This is a genomic window from Hymenobacter psoromatis, assembly GCF_020012125.1.
GTDB classification, from domain to species: Bacteria; Bacteroidota; Bacteroidia; order Cytophagales; family Hymenobacteraceae; genus Hymenobacter; species Hymenobacter psoromatis.
Genome location: NZ_JAIFAG010000001.1, coordinates 3,307,628 through 3,333,913, shown reverse-complemented (window position 1 = coordinate 3,333,913; position 26,286 = coordinate 3,307,628). Strand labels below are relative to the sequence as shown.

The window sequence follows — 26,286 nt, the reverse complement described above, 5'->3', positions numbered from 1 at the left end:
CCCTCGGCCCGACCTTTGCTGCCATGCACACGCTTGAAGACCTCCGCGCCGGGAAGCTGGCCGGCCTGCGCCGCCTCGACCTCTCAGCCGGCCTCACCGAGTTTCCTAAGGAGATATTCGACCTCGCCGACACGCTGGAAATCCTGAATTTATCGGGGAATCAGCTCCGCGCCCTACCCCCCGACCTGGACCGGCTGCACCGGCTGGAAGTACTGTTTTGTTCTGACAATGAATTTACGGCCTTGCCCGAGGCGCTGGGTCAGTGCCCGCGGCTGCACATGGTGGGGTTTAAGGCGAATAAAATCCGCACGCTACCAGCTGCCGCACTGCCGCCCGCGCTGCGCTGGCTTATCCTCACTGATAATCAGCTCGAAACCCTACCCCCCGAAATCGGCCGGTGTGGGCGGCTGCAAAAGCTGATGCTGGCCGGCAACCGCCTCCGCCACCTGCCCGCCGAGCTGGCTCACTGCACCCGCCTGGAGCTGCTGCGCATCGCCGCCAACGAGCTAACCGAATTACCCGCCTGGTTACTGGCCCTACCCCGCCTCAGCTGGCTGGCCTACGCCGGCAACCCTTTCGGCGCGGCGGCCGAGGCGGCGGCGGTGGCGCGGCACCCTATTGCCCACATTCCCTGGCCCGATTTGGCGCTAGAGCAGCAGTTGGGCGAGGGCGCGTCGGGCGTTATTTACCGGGCGCGGTGGCAGCGGGCCGCCCCAGTCGAGGTGGCTGTGAAAGTATTCAAAGGCGCGGTGACCAGCGACGGCCTACCCCACAGCGAGATGCTGGCCTGCATCGGGGCCGGCCGCCACCTCAATTTAATTGCGGTCGAGGGTAAAATTAGCCAGCACCCGGCCGGGGCTGAGGGCCTGGTGCTCGACCTCATCAGCCCCAGCTACGGCAACCTGGCCGGGCCGCCCAGCCTGGCTACCTGCACCCGCGATGTGTACGAGCCGGGCACCACCTTTACGCTGGCGGCGGTCGTGCGCCTGGCCCGCGGCATCGCGGCAGCCACGGCGCATTTGCACGGGCAGGGCATTCTGCACGGCGATTTATACGCCCACAATATTTTGGCTACCCCGGCCGGTGACGGCCTGCTGGGTGATTTTGGGGCGGCGAGCTTCTTCGACCCCGCTGCCCCCGCCGCCTCGGCCTTGCAACGCCTGGAAGCTCGCGCCTTTGGCTGTCTGCTAGAAGAGTTGCTGGCTCACTGCCCGGCCGGCGACCCAGCCGCGCTGGCCGCGCTAGCCAATTTGCAGCGGCGATGCACGCTGCCGGAAGTGGCCGGCCGACCGCTGTTTGTTGAGATTGAGCAGGAGCTGGCGAGCATGGGGTAGGCTTAAGCCTACTATACTATTTCGTGCAAAGCTTTGGCCACGCGGCGCAGTTCGTCGTCGCCCATCGCGGTGCCGCTGGGCAGGCACAGGCCGCGGGCAAACAGGCCGGCGCATACCGCGCCGCCGTACATGGGCGCGTCGGCGAAAAGCGGCTGTAAGTGCAGTGGCTTCCAGAGCGGGCGGCTTTCGATGTGGCGCGTTTCGAGGTGCTGGCGCACGGTTTCGGGGGTAGCGGCGGTGGCTTCGGGGTCGAGCAGCAGGGTCGTGAGCCAGCGGTTGCTGTGGCTGCCGGCGGGCTCGGGACTTGGGGCCAGGGCCAAGCCGGGCAGACCGGCGAGGTGCTCCTGGTACCACTGGAAAATCTCGCGGCGGCGCTTCACGCGGTCGGGTAGCAGCTCCATCTGGCCGCGCCCGATGCCGGCCAGCAGGTTGCTAAGGCCGTAGTTATAGCCCACCTCCGAGTGCTGGTAGTGCGGGGCAGGGTCCTTGGCCTGGCTGGCCAGGAAGCGCGCCCGTGCAGCCAGCGCACGGTCGTAGGTTACAAGCGCGCCGCCGCCGCTGGTGGTCAGTATTTTATTCCCATTAAACGAAAATACGCCTACCCGCCCGAAGCCGCCCAGCGGCTGCTGCTGCCAGTGCGAACCCAGCGCCTCGGCCGCATCTTCCAGAATGGGCACCTCATACTCAGCGGCCAGCGCCAGCACTTCCGCCAGCTTGGCGGGCATTCCGTAGAGGTGCACCAATAGCAGCGCCTTGGGCTTTTTACCCAGTCGGAGCCGGTCCTTGATGGCCTCGCGCAGGCGCGCAGGGCACAGGTTCCAGGTTTCGGCCTCGCTATCGACGAAGACGGGGGTAGCCCCGCAGTAGAGAATAGCGTTGGCCGTGGCCACGAACGTAAACGAGGGGCACAGCACTTCATCGCCGGGGCCCACGCCCAGCAGCAGCAGCCCTAGGTGCAAGGCCGCCGTGCCCGAACTCAGGGCTACGCAGTAGGGCACGCCCACCGCCGCGCAGATGTCGGCCTCGAAGCCGTCCAGGTTCGGCCCCACGGGCGCTACCCAGTTGTCTTCCACCGCTTTGAGCAGGTAGTTCAGCTCGTGGCGGCCCAAGTGCGGCGGCGAAAGGTAAATGCGGTCCAACTTTTTAATTAGCAAGTAGCAGTGAACAATTAGGCAAGTAGCAGCTGCAAAGAAAGAGCCAGTTGGCGTCCTGAAAATGCTAACTGCCGATTGTCCACTGCTACTTGCTGATTGCCTTCGCCGGTACGCCTACGGCGGTGATGCCGGGGGGTAGGTCGCGCACGGCCACGGCCCCGGCCCCCACGGTGGTGTGCGCGCCTATTCGCACCTGGTGGATAACTGTGGCGTTGGTACCCAGGTACGCGCCGGTTTCGAGGTGGGCCCCACCGCCCACGTTGGCGTGCGGCATGAGGGAGCAAAAATCTTCCAGCACCGCATCGTGGCCCACGGTGCAGCCTAGGTTCAGCAGCACGAAGCGGCCCAGGGTAATGTCGCAGGTCAGGATGCAGCCGCGCTGCACGAGGCAACCCTCGCCCAGCACAAGGCGCTGCTCGGGCCGCAGGGCCACCTGCGGGTGCACCAGCGCCGGAAACGAGAGGTGCGGCGCGGCCAGCCGGCTCACCACGGCCGCCCGCCCGGCGCTGCTGCCCACGGCCACGGCCACGGCCAGGGGGGTAGGGCTGGCAGCCAGGGCGGCCACGGTGCCGAGGTAGGGCAGGCCGCCTACGATGGGGGTGGCGGGGCGGCGGTCGTCGTAAAAGCCGCGCAGGTCCCAGCCGGCCCCGGCCGCGTTGAGCTGCGTGATTAAAAGGGCGGTTTCCCGTCCCAGCCCACCCGCCCCCACGATGGCAAGGGGCCGGGGTAAGCCGCCGGCAGGCTCGGCCAGCATATCGTAGTCAGAAAAAAATAACTGAGTCACGGGGGAAATTAGCAACTAAGAATTTGGGATGAGAAATTATGCGTTAGCACAAATGCACTCTCATTCCAGCTTAAGCACGTCAAATTCTAGTCTCCTTACGCGGCCAGCAAGATTTCATCGTGCTGGCTGGTACCGAGGCCGCGAAGTTCATTTTTAGTATTTACCCGAATGAGTACGACCAGGTTGGCCACTTGGTATAAGTACTAAGAGCCGAGTCGCCAAAGGCGAACGTGCTCACCAGTATCCAAGTAATATCGTTGGATTACAGCTAATTGGGGGCGGCAGAAAAAGCAGTCTTAAGCGCCAGAAACCCTAAAACTACTAATGAAGAGCTCGTAAATATATTATTTATGAAATATATGATAATACTCAGCTAAATGACTTCTGCAAAAAGAAGAGATGCTGCCAAGGATGCGTAAGTTTTGCCAACGACAGCCCTACTCTTCTAAGTCTGGAGCTGAAATTCTGACTGAAAAATGTTGTGTTACCCATCAAAACTAAGTTTTCACCGTGCCCTCAGAGCTGAGTTAGAAGTAGCGTGGCAACTCAGGTAGCCCCGCACAAGTAATATTATCTGGCCTGTTAGTTTTTCCTTTTTAAAAATCATCTGCTTTCGCTACTATCCATGACACACAAAGAAAAATGGCTGCTCTTGGCACCCGTAGGATTGCTGGGCATCGGGGCTGGTGCTTGCCTCGTCGGCTGGGCCGCCGAACTCAAAACCAGAAAAGAACCTGCTGCCTGGGTGCCGGCCGGCACCGCCGCTCTCGTCGTGCTCAACGCCGGAGTTAGCCTGTTGGGGCAAAGTATTATTGAAAAGGTGCTGCACGAGCTGCACGAAAAGCCCACTAATGAAGCTTTCAGCAACTTATAAGGCATAAAAAAAAACCTGGCCAAAGCCAGGTTTTTTTTTATGCCTTATAAAAAAGAGCACTATTCCGATTTGGTGTCCATTTTGTGGGTGTCTTTCTTCAGCTTGCGGCTGGCCTTAAGACTGGTGCCTTTTACAGCTTTGGTACCTTTCTTGGCACCGTGCTTCACGGCGTGGCCAGCTTTGCTAACCACATTGCCAGCCGCATCGGCCGTGTTTTCGAGGGCTTGGCCCACGTTGGTTTTGCCGGTTTTGGTGACTACTTTCTTGGTGCCATTATCGCGGACCTTCACTTCGGTGGTGGGGGCAGTCTGGGCGAAAGAAACGGTGGTGAAAGCGCAGGCGGCGAGTAGCAGAATTACTTTTTTCATGGCGAAAGGGGGAAAGGTATTTTCGAGGTCTTTTACGCGGCCTCCCAGCCTGGGTTGCCATTCTCGATGGCGAAAACTTTTCAAAGTCCGTGCCAAAAACAAGAAAATCCTGAAATAATTCTACTCCGCGCCTGGCAGTAGCAACGAAGAGTCGCCGTAGCTCAAAAACCGGTAGCCCTGGCGCAGCGCGTGTGCATACACTGCGCGCCAGCCTGGCCCCAGTAGGGCGGCCACCAGCAGCAGTAACGTGCTTTCGGGCTGATGAAAATTCGTAATCAGCCCCTGCACCAGCCGGAAGCGGTAGCCAGGCGCAATGAGCAGCCGCGTGCTTGCCTCCACCGCCGCCGAGCCGGTGGCCTCCAGGTGGGCCAGCAGCGCTTGCAAAGCGGCTTCGGCCGGCACCTCGGCCGCGCCGGGGGGTAGGGCGGCGTAGGGCTGCCACTGGCTCACTTCGAGCGCGGCGGCGGGGGTAGGGCTGCCGCGCACCAGCGCCGCCCCCAGCCAATACAGGCTTTCCAGGGTGCGCAAGCTGGTGGTGCCCACCGCAATAACCGGCCGCGGCCGGTGTGCCAGCAGCTGCCGCAGTAGCCCGGCCGACACGATAATCGGCTCGGCGTGCATGGGGTGGTCGGCCATCGTCTCGGCCTTGACGGGCTGGAAGGTGCCCGCGCCCACGTGCAGCGTCAGCTGCCCGGTGGCAATGCCGCGGGCGGCCAGCTCGGCCAGCAGCTCGGGGGTAAAGTGCAGGCCGGCGGTGGGCGCGGCCACGGCCCCCTCGTGGGCCGCGTACACGGTTTGGTAGCGCACGGCGTCGGCGGGGGTGGCGGCGCGGTGCAGGTAGGGGGGTAGGGGCAGGTGCCCGGCCGCCCGCAGCACCTCGGCGAAGGGCAGCGAAGCCGGCTCCCAGCGGAAATCAAGCAGGCTTTCGCCGCTGGCCTCGTGGGCCCGGCGCTCGGCCCAGAGGGTAGCCGGCTGGCCCGCGAATTGGAAGCTGAGGCTCACCGGGCCGCTTTTCCAGCGGCGGCCGTTGCCCACCAGGCAGCGCCAGGTGGCGGCCCCGGTTTGCTGCAAGGCTGGCTCCAAGGCGCGGTGCGGGGCCACCGGCTCCAGGCAAAACAACTCCACCGCGCCGCCCGTGGGCCGCTGGGCCAGCAGCCGCGCCCGCACCACCCGCGTGTCGTTGAAAATGAGCAGACTATCGGCCGGCAGCTCATCCGGCAAGTCGCGGAAAGTCTTATCCGAGATAACGCCCCGGCGGCTCACCAACAGGCGGCTGGCGGCGCGGTCGGCCAGCGGCTCGGGCGCGATGCGGTCGGCGGGCAGCTCGTAATGAAAATCCTGGATGTGCAGCTGATGAGGGTCCATAAGTAGAGTGCGGGGCTTGCCCCCGCCCGGCGTTGAACGATTGGTACTGCTTTCGTTCGGGTTTTTGAGCAACGACGGCCGGGAGCCAGTCCCGCACCCTATGCGCGCCGCAAAGTTCGCGCCGCCGGGGTATTACTTTCGGCCGCAACCCTTCTCCGGCCCATGCTCCACTTGCTGCTTCTGCTGCTCGCCGCGCCGCCTACCCCGCCCGCGCACCCCTACGCCGATGCCACGCGCCGCCGCATCGCCACCGCCCAGGACGAGCGCCAAACAGCCGCGCTGCTGCCTTTTTTGCAAAATAAAAATCCGGTTTACCGCGCCGCCGCCGCCGAGGCCCTGGCCTCGGTGCAAGACAAAAAAGCCCTGCCCGCGCTCCTACCCCTGCTAAACGACGCAACGCCCGCCGTGCGCCGCGCTGCTGCCTTCGCCCTGGGCCAGGCCGGCGACAGCGCGGCCGTGCCCGCCCTGGCCCAGCGCCTGGCCCGGCCCGAAGCCAGCGCCCCCGCCCGCCGCGCCGCCTACGAGGCGCTGAGCCGCTGCGTCACCAAGCGCACGGTCAGCCAAATCTGGGAGGTGAAGCCGCCTGGCCCCGACTCAGCCGCCGCGCCCGGCCGGGCTTGGGCGCTGTACCGGGCCACGCTGCGCGGCTTGGCTACGCCCGAGGTGGTGCGCCAAACCACGGCGTTGCTGGTCCAGAAGGGGGTAGGGATGGCCCCGGCGCGGGCCGGCGCGTCGGCGGCCCTGGCGCGGGTGCGCGGCCAAGACTCGACGCTGGCGCAAGTGGCGCTGCCAGTGCTGCTGCAAGCCGTGGGGAATGACCAAGATTATTTCGTGCGCGAAAATTGCGCGTCGGCCCTGGGCCGGGTGGGCCGGCCGGCGGCCGTAGAAGCCTTACTAAGAGCCGCCGACACTGACGCTGACCACCGGGTACGCATCGCGGCGTTGCGGGCACTGCCGGCGCGGGCGGCCATCGGCATCGTAGCGGCCATCGACCAGGGCCTGACCCGGCCATTGGCTCAGGAAACCCTGACGGCCGCCGAGTGGCTGCTGCGCGTGCCCACCGACAGCCTCTGGGCCAGCGCCGATTTCCTGGGCTACGTGCGCCGCGCGCAGCATTGGCGCACCCGCGCCACGCTGCTGCAAGCGGCCCTGCACCACGCCCGCGCCGCCCGCCGCTTGGCCCTGGCCGATACCATCCGCGCTCGTTACCAGCGCACGCCCAACCAATACGAAAAAGCCGCGCTACTTACTGCCCTCAGCGAAGACCCGGCGCAGTTTGATTTTTTGGCGAAAGAGGCTACGCTGACCACCGGCCCGCCCGTGGTGCCCGGCACGGCGCTGGCGGCGCTGGTGAGTTTGCGAAGCGCTAAAAGCTTCCCCACCGCCCGGCAGGCCGATTTTACGGCGGCGCTGCGGCGGGCGCTGGCGGGCGGCGACGTGGCCCAGCTCGCCACCGCCGCCGAGGCGCTGGCCAATCCCGCGCTCGTGCCTACCCCCCAGCCCGCCGACGAAGCCGCCCTGCGTCAGGCCCAACGTAAGCTCACGCTACCCCGCGAAATTGAGGCGTGGCTGGGTTTGCAGCAGGCCCTGGATAAGCTCACGAAAGCGCCCAAACCCACGCCCATGCCCGTCGGCCCGGCTAGCCAGCACCTCATCGATTGGGCGCTGGTGCAGCGTATTCCGGTGGGCCAGCAAGTGCGAATGGAAACCACCAAGGGCGTTATTATCTTGGAATTGAAAGTAGTAGAAGCCCCCGGCTCAGTGGCCAGCTTTGTGCAATTACTCAACCAGCACTTCTATGACGGGCTGTATTTTCACCGCGTGGTGCCCGATTTCGTGGCGCAGGGCGGCGACCCGCGCGGCGACGGCTCGGGCAGCACGCCCTACAACCTGCGCTCCGAGTTTTCGGAGCTGCGCTACGATGCCGGGGCCGTGGGCCTGGCCTCGGCCGGCAAGGATACCGAGAGCTGTCAGTTCTTTTTCACTCACCAGCCTACTCCCCACCTCGACGGCCGCTATACCATCTTTGCCCAGGTAACGCAAGGAATGGAGGTAGTGCAACGGCTCGAAATCGGGGATAAAATGCTGCGCGTGGCGCTGCTGCCCGCCGGGCGCTAGGGATTTCATCTCCTATTTTTGCCCTATCCGAAAGGCTGCTTGCTTTACCGTTTCCCTATCCCTTATGCCCCTGCCTGTCCCCGCACCGCTGTCGCTCAGCAACGTTGATTTTTACGTAGACCACCTGCGCACGCTGGCGGCGCTATATCTGCCGCGGCTGGCTGCGGCCGCTGTGCTGCTGGTGGTGGGCTGGTGGGTCATCAGCTGGCTGAGCCGACTGGTGGCGAACGCCACGGCGCGGCTCGACGTGTCGCTCAGCTCGTTCGTAACCAGCATGTTCAGTATCCTGCTCAAGGTGCTGCTGCTCATCTCGGCAGCGGGCATGGTGGGGTTTCAGACGACCTCCTTCGTGGCTATTCTGGGAGCGGCAGGCCTGGCGGTGGGCCTGGCTTTGCAGGGCACGCTGGCCAACTTTGCGGGCGGCGTACTGATATTGATTTTCAAGCCCTTTGTGGTAGGTGATGTTATTGAAAGCCAAGGTAAAAGCGGTACTGTGCAGGCCATCCAGATTTTCAATACCATCCTGCTCACCTCGCTGGGCGACATCGTGATTCTGCCCAACGGCGCGACCTCCAACGGCGTGCTCGTCAACAAAGCCCACCCCCAGCAAGCCGTAGTAGAAGTGCCGCTCGACCTGCCCGCTACCACCGACCTTGACACCCTGCGCCAGCAAGCGCTCCCGCTGCTAAAGGCGCTGCCCGATGTGCTCCCTACCCCCCAGCCACAAGTCAGCATCACCACTCTCACGCCGGGCGCAGCCATGACCATCACCTTCCAGGCGCACACCACGCCCGGCAAGGAAGACGCCCTGCGCAAGACCATGCTGGAGGCGTTGCAGCAATTTTTCGCGCAGCAAGGCGAGAAGAAATAAAGGGAGAATATAGAAGAAGGAGGAATGAAAATTACTCAGTAACTCTACGCCGGCACTACGACCACTTTTTTCGTCTCAAAAAATTCTTCCTCAAAAAAATTGCTTAGGTCCACGACCTGCGCCACGAGGCCGCTTTCGGCAATTTCCTCCGTCAGGTCGCCGCCTTTTAAATAATACAAGCCTGCACCCGGCGCGGGGTGTTTTTTGTAGCTGTGCCTAATCCAGGGGTGAAAAGTGGCCAGGCGCGCCACGGCGCGGCTCACCACAAAGTCGAATTTTTCGCGCACGTCCTCGGCCCGGATTTGCTCGGCCGTGACGTTGGTCAGGCCCAGGTCGGCGGCCATCAGCTGCACGGCCCGGATTTTCTTGCCGATGCTGTCCACGAGGTGAAACTTCACCTCCGGAAATAGGATGGCCAGCGGCAGGCCGGGCAGGCCGCCACCAGTGCCCACGTCCAGCACCGCGCTGCCGGCCGGAAACTGCACCACCTTGGCTAGGCCCAGCGAGTGTAGCAGGTGCCGCTCCACGAGGTTGTCGGCATCGGGCCGGGCCACCAGGTTTATTTGCGCATTCCAGGCTTTAAACTCGGTTTCGAGTTGAGTAAATTGAGCGCGCTGGTGAGCAGTGAGGCTAGGGAAGTACTTGGTAAGGAGCGACATGCAGGCTTCCGACAAAAGATAGGGGGTAGGAGTAGCAAAGAAGGACGTACTAAAGAAGAACGTCATGCTGAGCCTGCCGAAGCATCTCTACCGCGTACCTAACTTCAAACGTTAGGAGTACTTACGCGGTAGAGATGCTTCGGCAGGCTCAGCATGACGTTCTTACGGTCTGCCAGGCAAGAATTAAATAATTTCCTTCTTGTCCTTCACCATGTCAAAAAGCAGCTCGCGGGCGCGGTGCAGCTGCGCCTTCACGGTACCCAGGGGCGCTTTTAGTTCGGTGGCGATTTCCTCGTAGCTCAGCTCGTCGAAGTAGCGTAGGCTCACTAGGCGCTGATATTTATCGGGCAGGCGCGACACGACGTGGCGCATGATTTCGATTTTCTGATTCTTAATCGTTGTGTCGGCCGGGTTGAGGTCGTTATCCCGAAACTCAAGCTGAATCTCATCGCCGTCGCCCATCTTCACTGCCGAGTCAATGCTCATGGTTTTGATTTTATTCTTGCGAATAAAGTCAATGCAGTTGTTGGTGGCGATGCGAAACAGCCAGGTACTGAACGCGAATTCGGGGTTGAATTTGTGGAGGTTTTTGAACGCCTTGGCGAAGGCCTCGATGGTCAGGTCCTCGGCGTCGTCGGGGTTGCGCACCATCTTGAGCACCACGTGGAAAACGGGCTTCTTATAGATGTGCATCAGCTCGGCGTAAGCTTTCTCGTCGCCGTGGTCCACGGCAGCCCGAATGAGCTTAAAATCGTGCTTGGCTTTGGAGGAAAATTGTTTCTGAATATCGTTCGGATTTATTTCCATTGGAGCGAACGGTGCCGAAATAGGGAAATCCCCCAGGCACCATAAAAGACAAAGTAGAGAAAGTCGAGCGCTGGTAGCAGCAGCGGCGGGAAATTAGCGCGCAGCCGGCGCGCCAGCGGCCTATAAACAGCCAGCAGTAGCAATGTTCGCACCAACCAGATTATGGCCAAAGATACCAAGTTTTCGCGGTTCCATCCAACTGCCAAAATGACCGGCGTAAGCAAGTAAAAAAGGCCGTTGCTGCCCATAAAAAAGCCCAGCCGGCGGCGGTCGGCGGCCCGGTAGCGGCTGCCGGCCGAGAGGTGCCGCCGCTTCTGGCGCCACCAGGCGGCCCAGGTTTCGGCGGGCTGGCTCAGGGTGTGGGCGGGCGCGTCGGCCACCACGGCGGCGCGCGCTCCCAGGGCCACCGCGTCCTGCACCAGCAGGTCGTCGTCGCCGCTGAGCCGCCGCATGTGGCTGGCAAAGCCCTTGGTGCTTTGGAAGGTGCCGCGGGTATAGGCCAGGTTACGCCCTACCCCCATGTAGGGCCGCCCCGCCCAGGCCAGGCCCAGGTATTGGGCGGCCGTGAGCAGCGTGTCGTAGCGAATGAGCCGGTTAAGCAGGCCCGGCCGTTCGGCGTAGCCCGAGTAGCCGAGCACGATATCGGCCCCTACCCCCCCCCGGTGGGGTAGGGAAGCCTGAAAGCCGCGCTGCATCAGGCGCAGCCAGTCGGGGCCGACGGGGCGGCAGTCGGCATCCGTAAAAAGAAGATGCGCGTGGCGGGCGGCCTTGATGCCGAGAGTGAGGGCGTATTTTTTGGAGGCGAAGCCGGCCGGCGTGTGCGTCACGGTCACCAGCCGGAAGCGGCCGGGGTAGTATTGGCTCAGCTGCTGCGTAAATAAATAGGTATCGTCCTGGCTGCGGTCGTCCACCAGCACCAGCTCAAAACCGGGGGGGTAGTCCTGGCGTAGCAGCACCGGAATCAGCTCGCGCAGGTTGTCCAGCTCGTTGTGAGCGCACACGATGATGGACACCGGCTCCGTATCCGGCCCCGGCGCATCGGCCGCTGCTTCTGGAGGCCGCCGCGCGAAGGGCCGGAAATACCGAAGCCAAAACCACCCCTGCACCAAAAGCAGCGGCAGCAATAGAAGCGCGGGGGGTAGGGAAGCGAGAGGAGGTAACGACACGGAACGGCCGGCAAAGGTACGGCGGCGGTAATTTTGTCAGAATGAAGTTTGACCTCCTGGCCCGCGATGCGGGCACCAAGGCCCGCGCCGGCCAGCTTACCACGGCCCACGGCACCATCGAAACGCCCATTTTTATGCCCGTGGGCACGGCTGGCACCGTGAAAGCCGTGGGCCAGCGCGAGCTGACGGCCGACGTGCAAGCCCAGATTATCCTCGGCAATACCTACCACCTCTACCTGCGCCCCGGCCTGGAAGTACTGCAAGCCGCCGGCGGCCTGCACAAATTCAACGGCTGGGACCGCCCCATCCTCACCGATAGCGGCGGCTACCAGGTCTTTTCGCTCAGCAACACCCGCAAGATTAAGGAAGAAGGCGTCACCTTCCGCTCGCACATCGACGGCTCGAAGCACCTGTTCTCGCCCGAGGGCGTCATGGATATTCAACGCCGCATTGGGGCCGACATCATCATGGCGTTTGATGAATGCACGCCTTGGCCCTGCGAGTACGACTACGCCCGCCGCTCGTTGGATATGACGCACCGCTGGCTCCGGCGCTGCATCGAGCGGCTCGACAGCACCGAGCCGCTCTACGGCTACGAGCAGACGCTTTTTCCCATCGTGCAGGGTAGCACGTTCAAAGATTTGCGGGTGCAATCGGCCGAATTCATCGCCGAGCAGGGCCGCGCCGGCAACGCCATCGGCGGCCTGAGCGTGGGCGAGCCCGCCGAGCAGATGTACGAGATGACCGAGCTGGTCTGCGACATCCTGCCCCAAGACAAGCCGCGCTACCTGATGGGGGTAGGCACGCCGGCTAATATTCTGGAAAACATCGCGTTGGGCGTGGATATGTTCGACTGCGTGCTACCCACCCGCAACGCCCGCAACGGGATGCTCTTCACCACGCAAGGCATTATCAACATCACCAATAAGAAGTGGGAGCTGGATTTTGAGCCCATTGATGAAACGCTGGGCGGCCACGCCAGCACGTTTTACAGCCGGGCCTACGTCCGGCATTTATTTCAGGCCAAGGAGATGCTGGGCGCGCAAATTGCTTCGCAACACAACCTTACTTTTTACTTGTGGCTGGTGAAGGAGGCGCGCAAGCAAATCATGGCCGGCACGTTTGGGGAGTGGAAAAAAGGCATGGTGGAGCAGGTGATGCGGCGGTTGTAAGCATTATAAACAAAACGAATATTTATAAATGAAAAAAGTGTTGATAATATCAGCCGCTGTGTTATTACAGCAGCTACTGACTGCTTGTTATGGAGCCGGTACTCATCCTTATTCAAGAGAAGTCAAGCTCGATTGTCCAGCGGATACTGTTATTCACCGACTTTCTGTGCTGAAAGCCGCAGGTGGATTCGGGGCAAATAATTATGGTGTGGATGGTTATCATGACGAAAACAAGCAATTTTATACTTTTCGTTTAATATCAAATGAGCATAATTTCTGCTTGCAACTGGATGTTATAGCGCACACATCTAAGCAAACTGGCATTCTGCTAAATGGAATTGACGATTATAGCCAAGGTGGTAGGTGGCAGGCTTTTGACCGGGATTTGACAGACTCCAAAAAGCAAGAAGTAATTACCTGGTTTAAGCAAAAAGTTGCCACGACAATTCAATGCAATTCAAGCTATTGAGCGTGAGAAACAGTTGAAAGCTGGCTCGCGGGCGAAAAAGCTGGCGCTGATAGTAGAGATGAATCCCGAATGGCGCGATTTACTGGAAGAATAGCCGGCCGGCGCGGGTTTCGTGCGGGTGCGATTGCTTCGCGTTGCTCGCAATGACAGACGATTTTATTATGACAAGCATTGTTAGATGAGAATTCTCGATAAATACATCATCGGCAAGTTTCTGACCGCGTTCTTCTTCACGGTCGTGATGCTCGTGTCGGTAATTTGCGTGATTGACTACACGGAGAAGAACGACGATTTTCTGCACCATAATCTTACGTTCTGGCACGTATTCACGCATTATTACGTGTACCTGTTTCCGTATTTTGCCAATCTGCTGGCTCCGATTACCATCTTTATAGCGGTGGTGTTCGTGACTTCGCGGCTGGCGGCACGCACCGAGCTGGTGGCCATGCTGGCCAGCGGCATGAGCTTCGAGCGGCTGCTACTACCCTACACGATGGGCGCGGGTCTGATTGCCATCTTCACCTTCGGGCTCATCAGCTGGGTTATTCCGAAGGGCACCAAGGAAATCGTCAAGTTTGAGAACCTGCACGTGCAGGAGCCGTGGAAGTTTGAAGGCAGAAATATTCACCTCAAAATTGGGCCGCGCAGCTACGCCTACCTCGAAAGCTACGATGCCGACCACAATATCGGCTACCGCTTCGCCCTCGAAACCATCGATAGTACCGTGCTGCGCCGCCGCCTCACGGCCGACGCCATCACCTGGGACTCGACCCACCAAGCCTGGAAAATGACGCAGCAAACCGTGCGCACTTTCCACGGACAAACCGGCGAGAGCCTGCTCAGCCTGCCCGCCCGCGACACGACCCTCAACCTCTACCCCAAGGACTTTGCCAGCACCTACCGCCTGGCCGAAACCTTAACTTCCCCCGAGCTCAACGACTTGATAAAGACCAAGATATTGCGCGGGGCCAACGACACGGCGCAGTACCTGAGCGTGAAGTACGAGCGCTACGCCTACCCCTTCGATACCATTATCCTGACTCTCATCGGGGTGGTGCTGAGCGCCCGCAAGAGCCGCGCCGGCGTGGGCGGCCAAATTGCGCTGGGCTTCGTGCTGGCCTTCGTGTTCATCATCTTCGTGATGCTATCGCGCAACCTGGCCTCCGTGGGCTCCCTACCCCCCATGCTGGCCGCGTGGGTGCCGGGCCTGGTCTTTTCGGTGGTTGGGCTGTTTTTATACAGAGTAGTGCCTAAATAAAAACCGCTTGTCATTGCGAGCGCAGCGCGGCAATCTTTCCTTGGCAGGGTAGGATAGTAATCCATTTTATGCGAACGGTAGGGAAGGATTGCCGCGCTGCGCTCGCAATGACATACGTCCCCCACATTAAGTCCCAATATGCTAAAAGACTACTTAAAACTACATTTTATCGTCCTGTTGTGGGGCTTCACGGCCATTCTGGGGCGATTGCTGACGGTGCCGCCGGTGGAACTGGTATTTTGGCGCACGCTGCTGGCCAGCACCGGGCTGGCGGGGCTGCTGCTGGCGCGCCGCGCGGGCTGGCGCGTGGCCCCGGCTGAGGCGCTGAAGCTGCTGGGGGTAGGGGCGCTGGTGGCGGCGCACTGGATTACGTTTTTCCTGGCGGCGCGGCTTTCCTCGGTGAGCGTGTGCCTGGCGGGCCTGGCCACGCTGGCACTCTGGACCTCGCTGCTGGAGCCGCTGCTGCTGTGGCGGCGGGTGCGGCCCTACGAGGTGGGGCTGGGTTTGCTGGCTATGCTGGGCTTGTATTTGATTTCGCAGGCCGAGCTTAGCCAGCTCACCGGCTTGCTGGTGGCAGTAGTTTCGGCGGGGCTTTCGGCGCTATTCAGCGTGCTCAATTCGCAGCTCGTGAAGCGCCACGCACCGCTGCGGCTCACGTTTTATGAGATGACGGGGGCGTGCCTGAGCATCGTGCTGTTCTTCCCCGTTTACAGCCGCTACTTCACCCAGGGGGTAGGGCTGCGGCTGGGCTGGCACGGCCTCGACTGGCTGTGGCTGCTGTTGCTGGCGGGCGTGTGCACGGTGTACGCCTTCTCCACGTCGGTGGAGCTGATGAAGCGACTCTCTGCCTTCGTGGTGAACCTGACCATTAACCTGGAGCCGGTCTACGGCATCGTGCTGGCGCAGGCGCTGTTCGTGCTGCACGTGCCGGGCTTTGGGCGCGAGCAGATGTCGGGCGGCTTCTACGCGGGCACGGTGCTCATTCTGGCCAGCGTGCTTGTGCACCCGTTGCTCAGCCGCTGGAACCAGCGCCGCGCCCGCGCCGCCGATTTGGTGGTGTAGGGGCGGGACTTGCCCCCGCCCGTCGTTGAACATTCCAGACAGGTTTCGTTCAACATCGGGTGGGGCCAGCCCCGCACCCTACTTTCCTAAACGCTTGGCTACCCCTCGCGCCGCGTGGTAGCCGCACATGCCGTGCACGCCGGCCCCCGGCGGCGTCGCAGCCGAGCAGATAAACACGTTTGGGTTGGGGGTTGAATAGGGGTTGAAGCGCGCCACGGGGCGGGTGAAAAGCTGGGTAATATCCACCGAGCCGCCCGTGATGGCCCCGCCCAGGTAGTTGGGGTTGTAGGCGTAGAGGTCCTGGGTATTCATCGTGTGGCGGGCCAGCACGAGGTCGCGGAAGCCGGGCGCAAAGCGCTCAATTTGGCGGTCAATCACGGCGGTCATGTCCTGGGTGGAGTCGAAGGGGACGTGGCAGTAGGCCCAGCCGGTATGGTGGCCGGCGGGCGCGCGGGTCGGGTCGAATAAGCTCTGCTGGCACAGCAGCACGAAGGGCTTATCGGCTACCCGTCCGCGCCAGGCGGCTTTTTCGCCCCGCGCCAGCTCGGCAAACGTGCCGCCCAGGTGCACCGTGGAGGCTTGCGCGCAGCGCGGGTCGCGCCACGGAATAGGGCCGGCCAAGGCATAATCCACTTTGAAAACACCGGGGCCGTAGCGGTAGTTTCCCAGGCGGCGGCGGTAGGCGGCGGGTAGCTGCTCGCCGGCAATGTTAACTAGCTGCCGCGGGTCAGTATCGAATAAATACGTGCGGGCCGGCGGCAAGTCGCGCCAGTGGTTAATGCGGGTTGAAAATTGAATTTCGCCGCCCGCCGCCGCGAAGCAGGCGGCCAGCGCGTCGGCGATGCAGGCCGCGCCGCCCTTCGGAAAGGCCCAGTTTTCGGCGTGCGCAGTTATCAAAAACAAGTAGCCCACGGCCGCGGTAAACAGCTTATTCAAAGGCAGCACGCTGTGGGCCGCGCAGCCCCCAAACAGCGCCCGCGCCCGCTCGCCCTTAAAAAAAAGCTCCTGAAAAAGCGTGGCCGGCAGCGCCGCCTTCAGCCCGAAGCGGGCCAGCAGCAGCGGGCTGTGCGGCAGGCCCAGCGGCTTCAGCGCATCCCGCAGTAGTTCCTCAGTTCGGCCCACGAAAGGCGCGAGCAGCCGCTGGTAGCGCCCGGCGTCCACGCCCAGGTTAGCGGCCGTTTCGGCGATTGATTTGCTTAGCAGCACCGCTTCCTGGCCATCGAGCGGATGGGCCACCGAGGCGGGCGGCAGCACCCATTCCAGCCCGTGTTTTTCGAGGCCCAGGGTCTGGAAATAAGGCGATAAATACCCTAGCGGGTGCACCGCCGAGCCCACGTCGTGCCGGTAGCCGGGCAGCGTCAGCTCCTGGGTGCGGGTGCCGGCGCTCAGCGAGTCGGCCGCTTCCAGGATGAGCACCCGCAGGCCCTTTTGGGCCAGGTACACGCCGGCGCTCAGGCCATTTGGCCCGGAGCCAATGATGACGGTATCCCAGGGGGTAGACATTTTTTTAGAGATTAGAGCTTATAGTAGGGCTTACGCGAGTCCCGTTCATTATTGCGAGCGCAGCGCGGCAATGATGAACGGATTCAAATTTTCTTCACTCACAATTGCCCGCGCCACACCAGGTACTCAGCCGGCCAGGGGAGGGTAGAGGCCTCGGCCGCGCCGGTAAATAGCCCGTACACCGCCGAGCCGGAGCCCGACAGGCTGGCATACACAGCGCCTGCCGCGTACAGCTGCTGCTTGATGGCCGCCAGCACTGGGTAGGCCGGGGCCAGTGAGGCTTCAAAATCGTTGCTAACCGTGTCGCGCCAGGTAGTTATGGGCTGGCTCAGCGCCGCCCGCAGGGGGTAGGCCGGGGCGCGCGGCACAATGCCCGCAAACGCCTGCGCCGTGCCGATGTGCAACCCTGGATATACCACCACGCACGCCGTGCCGCTGAGATTCAGCTCAATAGCCTCAAATACGTCGCCCTTGCCCCGCGCCAGCCGGGGCGTATGCTGAATAAAAAACGCGCAGTCGGCCCCCAGTCGGCGGGCGTAATTTTCGAGCTGCTCCGTAGTCAGGTGTAGCCCAAAAACCTCCCCGATAGCCCGCAGCGCAAAGGCTGCATCGGCCGAGCCGCCACCCAGGCCCGCCCCGATGGGCACGATTTTATGCAGGTGCAACTGCGCGGCCGGTAAGTCTGGAAAGTCCGCCTTCAGCAGCTCGTAAGCTTTCAGGCACAGATTGGTAGCCAAGGCGCCGGGAATGGGCCGGCCGGTAAGGGTCAGGTCTGACGCGGCCTGACCTTTGGGGGCGGGCAGCACGTCGAGCACGTCGGTCCAGGGGAGGGGTAGGAACACGGTTTCCAACTCGTGGTAGCCGTCGGGCCGCCGCGCCGTCACGTAGAGACCCAGGTTGAGCTTGGCATTAGGAAAAGTGAGCACTCGGTAAGTGAGTAAATGGGTAATTGAGTAGGGGGTAGTAAAGAACGGGCTGCGGAAAAGAACGTTCTTTACTACCCCCTTAACTTATTTGCTCACTTACCGCATGTATCCTGGCAAGCGCCTGCTCGACCTGGCCGTGGCCCTGCCACTGGCGGTGCTCACGGCCCCGCTGCTGGCGCTGGCCGCGGCGTTGGCCGCCGCCCAAAACGGCGGGCCCTGGCTGTTTCGGCAGCAGCGGCCGGGGCTGGGCGGGCAGCTCTTCACGCTCTATAAGCTCCAGACCATGACTAGCGCCCACGACCCCGCCACTGGTCAGCTGCTGCCCGATGCCCAGCGCCTGCCGGGGATAGGCCGCTGGCTGCGAGTAACTTCGCTCGATGAGCTGCCGCAGCTCTGGAACATCGTGCGTGGCGAGATGAGCCTGGTAGGCCCGCGGCCGCTGCTACCGCAGTACCTGCCCCTATACTCGCCCCGGCAGGCGCGCCGCCACCTCGTGCGGCCCGGCCTCACGGGCTGGGCACAGGTAAATGGCCGCAACGCCCTCAGCTGGGAGGAAAAATTTACTTGTGACGAGTGGTACGTCGATAACCAAAGTCTAAGGCTCGACCTGCGCATCCTGGGGCGCACCGTGGGGCGGGTGCTGAGGCGGCGCGACATTGCGGCGGCTAGTGAAGCGACGATGCCGCCTTTTCGGGGTAGTGAGGGCCCCGCACTTGCTGAAAACCAGGAAAAACTGCTCGACGTCCATGCTATTGGCCGGCAAGAAGCGTAGCTTACTGGTCTGCCAGCGGCGGCTGGCTCGGCCGGGTAGCCTGGGCAGTAGCAGGGGGGTAGGGAGCGATTATTGCCTGGCAAAAGCCGTTGGCCGGCAACGGCCAACCCGGCAGACCGGCGCATAGCCGGCAGGAAATGATAGTTAACATAGCTGAGAAAGAAGAGTGAGCTTGTGGCGCAAATATCTGACAATGAAGGGTATTTGTGCAATAGCCGCCAGCCAATTTGCCAAAATACCCGTGGGCGGCTTTCGCCGATAGCCCCAATTGCCCGCCCTAACGGTAAATAATACGGCGTGGTTGCCCTGAATAAGATTAAAAGGCGGTTTTTTTGCACAAAAGCCTTACGGCTTGCGCTGTCCTTCTTGCCTACTGCTATGCTTGGCAGCCGTGCCCCGCGCGTCAACCTGAGCGCCACGGGTGGCTTCACCTTCAAGAACGATAACCTGCTCACCGACCGCAGCCAAGTAGAACCCAGCAGCAGAGCCAGCGTGCGCTACATTAGCGCGCCTACCGCACCAAAATCGTTAGTAGCGGCGGCAGCGTTGGAGAATAGGCAATGACAAATTGCGCACTATTCATTGCCTATTTCCCCAGCGCGAACACCGCCGGGCGCTTGTGCAGAGCGGGCAGGGTAGGGAGCTGCCGCCAGGCGGCCACGGGCAGCGTGCGCAGGTACTCGGTGGGGGCGGTGAGGTCGGCGGCTACGCAGAGGTGGGTGGCGGGCTGCAGGTGGGCCAGCAGGTCGGCCAGCAACTGGTCGTTGCGGTAGGGCGTTTCGATAAAAAGCTGACTTTGGTCGCGTTGGGTGGCTTCTTTTTCCAGGTTTTTGAAGGCCGCCACGCGGGCCGCTTTCTCGATGGGCAGGTAGCCGTGGAAGGCGAAGCGCTGCCCGTTTAGCCCCGAGCCCATGAGCGCCAGCAGAATGGACGACGGCCCCACCAGCGGCCGCACCGCCAGCCCCAGCCGGTGCGCCTCCTGGGCCAGCGCCGCGCCAGGGTCGGCAATGCCGGGGCAGCCCGCCTCCGAGAGCACGCCGGCCTCCAGGCCCTCGCGTAGCAGCGGCTGCAAGGCCGCCTTTACCTGAGCGGGCGTGCTGTCTTTGTCAATCAGCTCGAAGCGGATATCCTCAATGATACGGTGCGGGGCCACCTCCTTCACAAAGCGCCGCGCCGTGCGCAGGTTCTCGACCAGGAAGTAGGGCAGCCGGGCTACGGCTGCCACCACTTGCGGCGGCAGCACCTGCGGCGCGCTACCTTCGGCCAGGGGGGTAGGGATGAGATAAAGCATGTTTATTTCCCCATTAAAGCGAAGTTTTTTACCAGCCCGAACACCTCGTCGGGCTTTTCGGCATGGACCCAGTGGCCGGCGTCGGGCACGGTCACGACCTGTGAATTTGGGAACAAGGCCGGAATACTATGCAGCTTATCGTCGGCCGTGATGTAGTCCGAGAGCCCACCCCGGATAAAGAGGGTAGGCTTCAGAAAGGGCTGCGCCGCGCTGATTGCTTCGCCAATGGCGGGCAGTTCGGCGGCCAGTACCGGCAGGTTGATGCGCCAGGCGAAGGAATTGTCTTCGCGCCGGTACAGGTTTTTAAGCAAAAACTGCCGCACGCCGGGCTGGCTGATGTGCCGGGCCAGCGCCGCCTCGGCCTGTTGGCGGTTCTGGAGGGTAACCAAATCCACGGCTTGCAGGCCGGCCACTATCTCATCTTGGTGGGCCATGTCGGAGAAGCGCGGGGCGATGTCCACCACTACCAATTGGGCCAGGCGCTGGGGGTAGGCCAGGGCCAGCCGCATGGCCACTTTGCCGCCCATGCTGTGGCCCAGCACCGTGAGGCGGGCGGGGGGTAGGGCCAGGTGGTCGAGTAGCGCCAGCACGTCATCGGCCATCAGCGCGTAGCTGTGTTCTGGCGCGTGAAACGAGCGCCCGTGGTTGCGTAAATCCGCGCTGATAACGCGCAGGCCGGCCTCCTCGGTCCAGCGCCGGGCCAGCGTCTGCCAGTTATCGAGGGTGCCAAATAAGCCGTGCAGAATGACGAGCGGCGCGGCCGCCGGGTCGCCCTGGTCAAGGTAATGCAACATTTTAATGATTAGTGTTCAGTGATTAGTGAGCAATGGAGAGAGTTTTTTTGGTGGCGAGCAGAACGTCATTAATCACTAAATACTAATCCCTGGGAATCACACCCACGCCCAGCCGCGGCGGCGCTCGGTCACGGCCACGCCGAAGTGGCGCAGGTAGCGCACCAGCGGCTGCATATCGCTGAGCACGAGGCTGGTGAGGATGATGTCGCCCTGGGGCAGGGGTAGGCGCAGGTACTCGTAGCGCCGCCAGAACACGCCCGGCCAGCGGCAGCGGCTCCACTCCACGGGGGCGGGGCCGGGCCAGCCCTGGTGGGCGGGGTCGTAGGCCAGCACGTCATCTAGGGCCACTTGCAGGCGGCCGCCGGTGGGGTCAAAGAGCAGCGCCGTGGCCGCGTTCAGGGAGTAGTAGCGCAGGTGCAGCACCAGCGCGGGGGCGGCCAGGGCCAGCACGGCCAGCAGCACGGCCCAGGCCAGCCAGCGCTCGGCGGCGACGGGGGCCAGCAGGTCGGGGCCGGCCGCCGCCAGGCCCGTGCCCACCGCCAGCAGCGGCCAGGTGAGCAGGGCCAGCTGCCGGGCGGGGGTAGGGCGGTAAAAAGTGGTTTTCTTCCCAAAAAAAGCCAGCGCCCAGCGCGCCAGCCCCAGCATTACCACCAGGACCACGGCGGCTTCGAGCAGCGAGCGGAGCACGTTCATCGCCCCAAAATACGGGTATAGAGCGCGCCGAAAGCCTGCCCTACCCCCGCCGGCCCGCAGCGCGCCGCCGCGTCGGCCCGTAGCCGGGCCGGGTCAAACGCCTCGGGGTGAGCCAATACGGTGGCCAGGGCGGCGGCCAGGGCGGCTTCATCGTTGGCATTCACGAGCAGCCCAAAGGCTCCGGCCGGTTCAAACAGCTCGGGCACGCTGCCGGCGCGTACGCCCACTACCGGCCGGCCGCAGGCCCGCGCCTCCAGCAGCACGCAGCCGAAGGTTTCGGCCCGGCTGAAGGATACCAGGGCCGTAGCCTGGCGCATTTCGGCAGCCACGGCCGCGTGCGGCAGCTTGCCTAGCCACGCCACGGTGCCATCGGCCAGCAGGCCCAGCTCGGCGGCGTAGCGGTGCAGGCGTGCCTCATCGGGGCCGTAGCCGGCCACGCGTAGGCGCAGGCCGGGCCAGGCCGGGCGCAGGCCCGCTACCACCCGCAGCACTCCCGACAGGTTTTTTACCTGGTCGTGAAAAGCCGCCACATGCAGCAGGCTGCGCTCGGCTACCCGCGCCGGGGCCGCTGGCCGAAACAGCTCCAGGTCCACCACATTGGCAATAACGACGGTGTGGGGCGCGCGCGCGCCCAGGGCCGCCAGCGCCTCGGCCAGCGCCCGCGACACGGTGTGCAGCGCGGCGGCCCGGCGCACTACCCAGGCGCTGAGCACGCGGCGCAGGCCACCCAGCGCGGCGCGGCGCTCGGGCAAGTAGATGGTCCATTGCTCGGTCACGACGTAGGGCCACCCCCGCGCCGCGCGCAAGGCCCAGGCCAGCAGGCCGGTGCGCAGTAAAATGTGCACGTGCACCACGTCGGGCCCTACCCCCCCCCAGTGCCGCCGCACCGCCCCAATGCCGTGCAGCGCGCAGCCCGCCCACAGCCCCAGCTTCAGGGCCCGGTCGAGGAAGCCCAGGCCCGTGAGGCGGGCGCGGTAGTAGTAGCGCCAGGTGGGTACCGGGCCGCTCAGGTCACGCTCCTGGGCTACCAGCCCCAGCAGCGGCCCGCGCGCCACGGCCGCAAACACCACCGCCGACTCGAGCCCCGGCTGCGCCGCGATGGTGGCAATGTGCCGGGCCACGAAGTCGCCGTCCTGGTCGTCGTAGCGGTTCGGGTACCACTTGGGCAGGTGCAGAATTCTCAAAGGCTGGCTGTTGATAACTGATTGGCGGGGGGTAGGGAAACATACCCGGCAACCAATGTGCAAAAGTAAAGCCCACCCTGGGTAGGGTGGGCTTTACCAGGCAAGCGCCAGGCGCGCAAGTGGCGGTCAGCCTAAAACAAGTACCGCACGCCCAGCTGCCCCTGCCAGCGCGAGGCCAGCTGGTCGATGGAATACGTGGCGGGGTTGCTAAAAGTAAAGGCCGGCCGGTTGAAGGTCGTCGCGTTGAACGCGCCGATGTTGCCGTTGGCATCGGCATAAGCCACTTGCGTGAGGCCGGTGCCCAGCGTCGAGTTAAAGGTGTTGGGCACGAAGTACTGGCGGCCCCAGTTGCTGTTGATAAAGTTGCCGAAGTTGATGATATCGAACGAAATCTGGATGCTGTGGCCGGTGGGCGTCACGCCCGCCTCGTTGGGCGTGAGCTTACCGAGCTTGGCTTCCACCATCAGGCGCACATCGGCCTCGTTGTTCCAGGGTGTACGGGCGGCGTTGCGCTCGGCGTACTGGCCGCGGCGGTTTTTGAGGTAGGGGTCGCTGCTGATAAAGCTGTTGAGGGCCGCGTACTGCGGGCCGTTGCCTTCGGCGGCGTAGCCGTTGGGGTTGGCCGTAGTGGAGGATACCACCCCTTTGTTTACGAGCACGATGTCGGCGGCCGAGCCCGGAATGTAGGCTAGCTGCACATTCTGCTGGCCATTGCCCAAAAAGTTGTTGTTGTAGACCCAGGTGTAGGGCGCGCCACTCTGGTAGGTCAGCACCGAGGTCAGGTAGCCCGTAAAGCGGCCGTCGTTGGTCGATTTGTGCAGGTTGATGCTGGATACTACCCGGTGGCGCAGGTCGAAGTTGGAGTAGGCCAGGGCCGGGTCGTTCACGTTCAGGGCCGGGTTCAGCTCCCAGTTGCTCTGGGGCGAGTTGCGGATACCGTTGCTGATGTCCTTGCTCACGCCGTAGGTGTAAGCCACGTTCACGTCGAGCAGCGTGTTCAGGGTCTGGCCCACCGAGCCAGTCAGCTGGTAGCGGTAGCCCTGGTGGGTGTTGGTGAGGAAGAAGGCGTTCGAGAAGCCGGGGTTCACCCTGCTGCCAAACGAGGCGGCCGAGTAGCGCGGGCTTAGGTTAGGGCCATTAGGGCCGGTAGGGTTGAGCTGCGGGCCGCCGTTGAAGTAGCTCACGTTGTCGGTCAGGTTGATGTTCTCAAACTTCACGTCCTCAATGGTTTTCGTGTACAAGCCCTCTACCGAGAAGCGGGTGCCCGAAGCCAGCTTCACGTCCACGGCCAGGTTTGAGCGCCATACCTGCGGCATCTTGAAGTTGTTGTCAATCAGGTTCACCTCCGTCGTGCTCTGGGCCGCGGCCGGTAGCTGGGCGTAGATGTTGTTGGGGTTCTGGTTGAGGTAGTACTTGCCGGCCGTGGCCGGGGTAGTCTGAATATTATTCAAGTCTACCGAGTTGAAATTCACCCCGTTATTATAATAAGCGTAGCCAAACCAGGCAAACGGTACCCGGCCCGTGAAGATGCCCGAGCCGCCGCGCACCACCACCGAGCCATTGCCATTCACGTCGTAGTTGAAGCCCAGGCGCGGCGAAATCTGCACCTGCCCGAGGTAGCCGTTGTTCAGGTCCTGCCAGGGCGTGTGCGAGTAGGTCTGGTTCAGGGTGCGCTGGTCGTTCTGCGGGTTGTTCACCAGGCCCGTGTTCAGGGCCGGCTTGGAGGGTAGGGAGGCGATGTCGAAGCGCACGCCGGGCGTGATTTTCAGGCGGTCGGTCACGTTCCACTCATCCTGCAAATAGCCGCTGAAGAAGTTGATGTTGAACGCCGCCGACGGGTTGTTATAGTTGTTGGTGTAGGAGTTATCCGTCTTGTTATACGTGCCCCGGATGCGGCTCGGCAGGTCGTTCAAAAAATCGGCGGGGCTGTTGTACTCAATGCGCCCGTTCCAGGAGTTGATGAAGCCGTAGTCGATGTGGTAAAACTCGTTGTGGGTGCCCAGCGTGAGGGCGTGCGCGCCGGTGTAGAACGTGAAGTTGTCGGTCAGCTCAAACGTCTTCTGGCGCTGGTTGAAAATGCTGGCCTCGCGGTCCGAGCCGAGCAGAATCTGGTTGCTACCCCCACCGTACGCCTTGGTCGGGTCGGTGCTCACGTTGTTAATCTGCACGGCCGGAAACACCGTGCTCTGCCCGCCCAGCAGGTTGCGGTAGTCGTGAATGTTGGTGTAGCCCAAAATGAGGTTGTTGGCGAAGCGGGTCGAGAAGTTCGACTTCACTTCCAGCACCGTCGAGTTCTGGAGGTTGTTCTGCGTAAAGTCCTGCGAGCCAAACTTAAACAAGCTGCCCGAGCGCTCCAGGTTGGTTGCCTGGGCCTTAATGAAGTTGTGGCGCAGTGCAATGCTCGTCTTGTCGTCCAGATTCCAGTCTAGGCGGCCAAAAATCTTGTTGCTATTCGCATAGATGTTGTAGGCACCATAATCACCCACATTGTAGCTGGCCGTGCCCAGCGCGCCGTCCGTCTTGGTGGTGTAGCTGTTGAGCTTGGCCGTAATCTGCTGGGCCAGGTCCACCGTTACCGGCGAGCCGGGCGTGCCGGCGGCATAAAACTGCGGCTCGGTGCGGCGCGCTATCTCGCTGTTTACGAAGAAAAACAGCTTGTTTTTAATAATCGGCCCGCCCAGGCGGAAGCCCGTCTGGTAGTCGTGGTATGACGAGCCAATTTTGGCATTTGTGCCGTCGATGCTTTTGCCCGTGATGGCTTGGTTGCGGCCGTAACCATACACCGAGCCGTGAAAATCGTTGGTGCCCGAGCGCGTCACGGCGTTAATGGAGCCGCCCGTAAAGTTGCCCAGCTTCACGTCGTAGGGGGCCACGGCCGCCTGAATTTCCTGAATGGCATCGAGCGAAATCGGATTCGAGCGAGCCGAGCCGCCGGGTAGGCCGCTGGTGCCGCCTTGCCCACCTAGCGAGGGCGAAAAGCCAATGGCGTCGTTGTTAATAGCCCCGTCGAGGGTAATGTTGTTGTAGCGGAACGAGCTGCCCGCGAACGAGTTATTCGAGTTGCGCGGGTCGAGGCGGGTGAAGTCCTGGATGCTGCGCGAAATGGTGGGTAGCTGCTGCAGCTGCTCGCGGCCGATGTTGGTGCCCGCGCCGGTTTTGGTAGACTGATTGCTGCCCACCACTACTACCTCGTTCAGGGCCTGCGCCTCGGCCGCCAGCATAAAGTTGAGCTTTGTAGTGTTGCCCAGCGTCAGCGATACGTTGTTGATGACCTCTTCCCGGTAGCCCACGTAGGTCACCGTCACGGTATAAGGCCCGCCGGGGGCCAGGTTTGGAATCGTGAAGCGGCCGTCGGGCTCGGTAGCAGTGCCGCGCTTCACGCCGGTTGGCACGTGAGTAGCCACCACTGTCACGCCAATCAATTCTTCGCCTTTGTCCGAAACAACCTTGCCGCCAATGGCGGAAGTCGTAACCTGCGCCGAAGCCAGCCGGGCCAGCAGCAGCAGAAAAACAAACACGGCCAGCCGCATCGCGGTCCGGCTTTTGGTAATATTGGGCATAGAAAAAGGGATTAAGCCAATGCGACTGCAAAGTTCCCCCCGCTTCTTCACCCGTTGGTCAGGTGGCGGGTTATCAAATCGTTGGTAATCACCCCCGCTCGT

At 62.5% G+C, this 26,286-nt stretch carries 25 protein-coding genes; 10 read left to right on the top strand and 15 right to left on the bottom strand.

Annotated elements, in window-relative coordinates:
- Positions 1–23 precede the first annotated feature (23 nt).
- Positions 24–1,334 carry a leucine-rich repeat-containing protein kinase family protein gene (locus LC531_RS14440; protein ID WP_223651387.1) on the top strand — a complete coding sequence of 437 codons (1,311 nt, stop codon included), beginning with the start codon at positions 24–26 and terminating at the stop codon, positions 1,332–1,334.
- Between the two features lie 11 nt (positions 1,335–1,345).
- On the opposite strand, the gene LC531_RS14435 is transcribed toward LC531_RS14440, so the two are convergent.
- Entirely contained in the window at positions 1,346–2,473 is a 1,128-nt protein-coding gene (locus tag LC531_RS14435) for a DegT/DnrJ/EryC1/StrS family aminotransferase (protein ID WP_223651386.1), read from the bottom strand.
- 100 nt (positions 2,474–2,573) lie between these two features.
- A complete protein-coding gene (locus tag LC531_RS14430) occupies positions 2,574–3,272 on the bottom strand; it encodes an acetyltransferase (RefSeq protein WP_223651384.1) in 699 nt (232 codons plus the stop codon).
- A gap of 625 nt (positions 3,273–3,897) precedes the next feature.
- Here LC531_RS14430 and LC531_RS14425 point away from each other — a divergent pair.
- Positions 3,898–4,146, top strand: a complete 249-nt coding sequence (locus LC531_RS14425; protein ID WP_223651382.1) for a hypothetical protein — start codon at positions 3,898–3,900, stop codon at positions 4,144–4,146.
- Between the two features lie 59 nt (positions 4,147–4,205).
- Here the strand turns inward: LC531_RS14425 and LC531_RS14420 are convergent, their stop codons facing one another.
- Together LC531_RS14420 and LC531_RS14415 are read right to left on the bottom strand one after the other, a co-directional pair.
- Entirely contained in the window at positions 4,206–4,514 is a 309-nt protein-coding gene (locus tag LC531_RS14420; protein ID WP_223651380.1) for a hypothetical protein, read from the bottom strand.
- 120 nt (positions 4,515–4,634) lie between these two features.
- A complete protein-coding gene (locus LC531_RS14415) occupies positions 4,635–5,879 on the bottom strand; it encodes an S-adenosylmethionine:tRNA ribosyltransferase-isomerase (protein WP_223651379.1) in 1,245 nt (414 codons plus the stop codon).
- A 162-nt stretch (positions 5,880–6,041) separates the two neighbouring features.
- Here LC531_RS14415 and LC531_RS14410 point away from each other — a divergent pair, with 162 nt between their 5' ends.
- Both LC531_RS14410 and LC531_RS14405 read left to right on the top strand, forming a co-directional pair.
- Positions 6,042–7,997 (top strand): peptidylprolyl isomerase, encoded by a 1,956-nt coding sequence (locus LC531_RS14410; RefSeq protein WP_223651374.1) that lies wholly within the window; start codon positions 6,042–6,044, stop codon positions 7,995–7,997.
- A 64-nt stretch (positions 7,998–8,061) separates the two neighbouring features.
- Positions 8,062–8,868: a mechanosensitive ion channel family protein gene (locus LC531_RS14405; protein ID WP_223651373.1), complete on the top strand. Its 807-nt coding sequence runs from the start codon at positions 8,062–8,064 to the stop codon at positions 8,866–8,868.
- Positions 8,869–8,912: 44 nt separating this feature from the next.
- On the opposite strand, the gene rsmG is transcribed toward LC531_RS14405, so the two are convergent.
- The 3 genes from rsmG to LC531_RS14390 form a co-directional block, all read right to left on the bottom strand.
- Positions 8,913–9,527, bottom strand: a complete 615-nt coding sequence (gene rsmG / locus LC531_RS14400; protein WP_223653971.1) for a 16S rRNA (guanine(527)-N(7))-methyltransferase RsmG — start codon at positions 9,525–9,527, stop codon at positions 8,913–8,915.
- A gap of 183 nt (positions 9,528–9,710) precedes the next feature.
- Entirely contained in the window at positions 9,711–10,334 is a 624-nt protein-coding gene (locus LC531_RS14395) for an RNA polymerase sigma factor (RefSeq protein ID WP_223651371.1), read from the bottom strand.
- Positions 10,325–11,500, bottom strand: coding sequence for a glycosyltransferase (locus LC531_RS14390; RefSeq protein WP_223651370.1), 1,176 nt, complete (start codon positions 11,498–11,500; stop codon positions 10,325–10,327). Before LC531_RS14390 ends, LC531_RS14395 begins: the two co-directional genes overlap by 10 nt.
- A gap of 41 nt (positions 11,501–11,541) precedes the next feature.
- Between LC531_RS14390 and tgt the strand changes: the two genes are divergently transcribed.
- From tgt to LC531_RS14370, 4 genes are all read left to right on the top strand, one after another.
- Complete coding sequence (tgt, locus tag LC531_RS14385) at positions 11,542–12,672, top strand: tRNA guanosine(34) transglycosylase Tgt (RefSeq protein ID WP_223651368.1); 1,131 nt, start codon at positions 11,542–11,544, stop codon at positions 12,670–12,672.
- 28 nt (positions 12,673–12,700) lie between these two features.
- Positions 12,701–13,141: a hypothetical protein gene (locus tag LC531_RS14380; protein WP_223651366.1), complete on the top strand. Its 441-nt coding sequence runs from the start codon at positions 12,701–12,703 to the stop codon at positions 13,139–13,141.
- Positions 13,142–13,319: 178 nt separating this feature from the next.
- Entirely contained in the window at positions 13,320–14,399 is a 1,080-nt protein-coding gene (locus tag LC531_RS14375; RefSeq protein WP_223651364.1) for an LptF/LptG family permease, read from the top strand.
- A gap of 138 nt (positions 14,400–14,537) precedes the next feature.
- Complete coding sequence (locus tag LC531_RS14370; protein ID WP_223651356.1) at positions 14,538–15,461, top strand: DMT family transporter; 924 nt, start codon at positions 14,538–14,540, stop codon at positions 15,459–15,461.
- A 78-nt stretch (positions 15,462–15,539) separates the two neighbouring features.
- On the opposite strand, the gene LC531_RS14365 is transcribed toward LC531_RS14370, so the two are convergent.
- Together LC531_RS14365 and ispE are read right to left on the bottom strand one after the other, a co-directional pair.
- Positions 15,540–16,964, bottom strand: a complete 1,425-nt coding sequence (locus tag LC531_RS14365; RefSeq protein WP_223651354.1) for a phytoene desaturase family protein — start codon at positions 16,962–16,964, stop codon at positions 15,540–15,542.
- Between the two features lie 98 nt (positions 16,965–17,062).
- On the bottom strand, positions 17,063–17,890 hold the full coding sequence (gene ispE / locus LC531_RS14360; RefSeq protein WP_223651353.1) for a 4-(cytidine 5'-diphospho)-2-C-methyl-D-erythritol kinase: 828 nt from the start codon (positions 17,888–17,890) through the stop codon (positions 17,063–17,065).
- Between the two features lie 88 nt (positions 17,891–17,978).
- Between ispE and LC531_RS14355 the strand changes: the two genes are divergently transcribed.
- Positions 17,979–18,662 (top strand): sugar transferase, encoded by a 684-nt coding sequence (locus LC531_RS14355; RefSeq protein WP_269808160.1) that lies wholly within the window; start codon positions 17,979–17,981, stop codon positions 18,660–18,662.
- A 1-nt stretch (position 18,663) separates the two neighbouring features.
- On the opposite strand, the gene LC531_RS14350 is transcribed toward LC531_RS14355, so the two are convergent.
- Positions 18,664–18,813 carry a hypothetical protein gene (locus LC531_RS14350; protein WP_223651352.1) on the bottom strand — a complete coding sequence of 50 codons (150 nt, stop codon included), beginning with the start codon at positions 18,811–18,813 and terminating at the stop codon, positions 18,664–18,666.
- Positions 18,814–19,040: 227 nt separating this feature from the next.
- Here LC531_RS14350 and LC531_RS14345 point away from each other — a divergent pair, with 227 nt between their 5' ends.
- Entirely contained in the window at positions 19,041–19,226 is a 186-nt protein-coding gene (locus LC531_RS14345; RefSeq protein WP_223651351.1) for a hypothetical protein, read from the top strand.
- Positions 19,227–19,248: 22 nt separating this feature from the next.
- On the opposite strand, the gene LC531_RS14340 is transcribed toward LC531_RS14345, so the two are convergent.
- From LC531_RS14340 to LC531_RS14320, 5 genes are all read right to left on the bottom strand, one after another.
- Entirely contained in the window at positions 19,249–19,953 is a 705-nt protein-coding gene (locus tag LC531_RS14340) for an SAM-dependent methyltransferase (RefSeq protein WP_262903289.1), read from the bottom strand.
- 2 nt (positions 19,954–19,955) lie between these two features.
- Positions 19,956–20,747: an alpha/beta fold hydrolase gene (locus tag LC531_RS14335; RefSeq protein ID WP_223651350.1), complete on the bottom strand. Its 792-nt coding sequence runs from the start codon at positions 20,745–20,747 to the stop codon at positions 19,956–19,958.
- A 96-nt stretch (positions 20,748–20,843) separates the two neighbouring features.
- Positions 20,844–21,440 carry a PH domain-containing protein gene (locus LC531_RS14330; RefSeq protein WP_223651346.1) on the bottom strand — a complete coding sequence of 199 codons (597 nt, stop codon included), beginning with the start codon at positions 21,438–21,440 and terminating at the stop codon, positions 20,844–20,846.
- Positions 21,437–22,624 (bottom strand): glycosyltransferase, encoded by a 1,188-nt coding sequence (locus LC531_RS14325; RefSeq protein ID WP_223651343.1) that lies wholly within the window; start codon positions 22,622–22,624, stop codon positions 21,437–21,439. Before LC531_RS14325 ends, LC531_RS14330 begins: the two co-directional genes overlap by 4 nt.
- A gap of 131 nt (positions 22,625–22,755) precedes the next feature.
- A complete protein-coding gene (locus LC531_RS14320) occupies positions 22,756–26,184 on the bottom strand; it encodes a TonB-dependent receptor (RefSeq protein WP_223651341.1) in 3,429 nt (1,142 codons plus the stop codon).
- Positions 26,185–26,286: the final 102 nt, after the last annotated feature.